Origin of the sequence: Acinetobacter sp. S4400-12, from assembly GCF_024129495.1 — a bacterium.
Lineage (GTDB): Bacteria > Pseudomonadota > Gammaproteobacteria > Pseudomonadales > Moraxellaceae > Acinetobacter > Acinetobacter lwoffii_C.
In genome coordinates this window covers 1-661 of record NZ_JAMXYB010000102.1, presented here as the reverse complement: position 1 = coordinate 661, position 661 = coordinate 1, and the positions used below count along the sequence as shown (strand labels likewise).

1 protein-coding gene and 1 pseudogene are annotated in these 661 nt (G+C 39.5%); both read left to right on the top strand.

Annotated features, from left to right (window positions below):
* Positions 1–108 precede the first annotated feature (108 nt).
* Positions 109–324 (top strand): annotated as a pseudogene (locus NI461_RS14255) (transposase family protein); the annotation flags it as partial.
* Between the two features lie 63 nt (positions 325–387).
* Positions 388–661: transposase family protein (locus NI461_RS14090; RefSeq protein ID WP_367273582.1), on the top strand; the 274-nt coding region annotated here is incomplete at its 3' end.

Below are 661 nucleotides of genomic sequence, written 5' to 3'. Positions count from 1 at the left end.
TTTGATTTAATGGTTGAGCAATTGAAGATGCATGTTCCTGCCAAAGGCAGACCACCTAAATTGAGCTTAGAGGATCAGATCCTCCTGTGCTGAAGTTATTGGCGTGAATACCGAACCTTGTTCCATGTCGCAACAAATTATGGCGTGTCAGAGCCCACTGCTTCAAGAATCGTACGCCATGTAGAGGATTGTTTCATTAAGTCTAATCTGTTTAATCTACCGAAGAATTTGCCTGAAGGCGAAGGCATTGACTGGAATGTGGTGATCGTAGATGCCACAGAAATTCCAATCCAAAGGCCTAAAAAAACAGAAGAAAAGCTATAGCGGCAAGAAAAAGAAGCACACCTTCAAAGTACAGGTCATCATTCATTATAAAACTCAGGAAAAATCCTGAGTTTATGCGCTGATCGCGGTTCAATACATGATTTTGAACTCTTTAAATGCAACTTGAATCAGATTCCTGTAGGTGCCTTTATCCTTGCAGATAAGGGCTATCAGGGAATTTATACAGTGTATCCAAATAGCCTATTGCCTCTAAAAGCAAAGAAGCGCTGTAAACTGGATACTGAACTAAAAATCTATAATCAGGAAATCAACAAAAGAAGAATAGCAATTGAGCATGTATTTGGTCGCTTAAAAACCTTCAAAATTCTTGCTGAGC